Raw genomic sequence first — 1,165 nt, 5'->3', positions numbered from 1 at the left:
TCAGAAGAACCCGAGCTTGTTCTCGCTGTAGCTGACGAGCAGGTTCTTGGTCTGCTGGTAGTGGTCGAGCATCATCTTGTGGGTCTCGCGCCCGATGCCCGACTCCTTGTAGCCGCCGAAGGCCGCATGCGCCGGATAGGCGTGGTAGCAGTTGGTCCACACCCGCCCGGCCTGGATCGCCCGGCCCATGCGGTAGGCCACGTTGCCGTTGCGGCTCCACACCCCCGCACCCAGCCCGTACAGCGTGTCGTTGGCGATCGCCAGCGCCTCGGCTTCGTCCTTGAAGGTGGTCACCGCCAGCACCGGGCCGAAGATCTCTTCCTGGAAGATGCGCATCTTGTTGTGGCCCTTGAACAGCGTGGGCTGGATGTAGTAGCCCTCGCTCAGTTCGCCGCCCAGATTCGCCTTGTCGCCGCCGATCAGCACTTCGGCCCCTTCTTCCTTGCCCAGCGCCAGGTAGGACTGGATCTTGCTCATTTGCTCGCGCGAGGCCTGCGCGCCCATCATCGACTCGGTGTCGAGCGGGTGGCCGTGCTTGATCGCCGCCACGCGCTCGAGCACGCGCTCGATGAAGCGCTCGTAGATGCTTTCCTGGATCAGCGCCCGGCTCGGGCAGGTGCACACTTCGCCCTGGTTGAAGGCGAACAGCACCATGCCTTCGATGGCCTTGTCGAGGAAGGCGTCGTCGCGGTCCATGACGTCGGCGAAGAAGATGTTGGGCGACTTGCCGCCCAGCTCCAGCGTGGCCGGGATCAGGTTGTTGGCCGCGGCCTGGGCGATCACCCGCCCGGTCGAGGTCGAGCCGGTGAAGGCGATCTTGGCGATGCGCTTGCTGGTGGCCAGCGGCATGCCGGCTTCGCGGCCGAAGCCGTTGACGATGTTGAGCACGCCCGGCGGCAGCAGGTCGGCGATCAGTTCGACCAGCACCATGATCGAGACCGGCGTCGATTCGGCGGGCTTCAACACCACGCAGTTGCCCGCGCCCAGCGCCGGCGCGAGCTTCCAGGCCGCCATCAGGATCGGGAAGTTCCACGGGATGATCTGCCCGACCACGCCCAGCGGTTCGTGCAGGTGGTAGGCGACGGTGTTCTCGTCGATCTCGCTGATGCTGCCTTCCTGCGCGCGCAGGCAGCCGGCGAAGTAGCGGAAGTGATCGACGGTGAGC

1 protein-coding gene is annotated in these 1,165 nt (G+C 65.8%); it reads right to left on the bottom strand.

The window, feature by feature from the left end:
• Nucleotides 1–1,165 (bottom strand): aldehyde dehydrogenase (gene adh, locus TBU01S_RS22690; RefSeq protein ID WP_068639739.1); only part of this gene is annotated, 1,165 nt, incomplete at its 5' end.

Source organism: Thauera butanivorans NBRC 103042 (assembly GCF_001591165.1).
Lineage (GTDB): Bacteria > Pseudomonadota > Gammaproteobacteria > Burkholderiales > Rhodocyclaceae > Thauera > Thauera butanivorans.
Note: the sequence above shows the minus strand (reverse complement) of the source record. Positions and strands in the feature narration are given on the sequence as shown.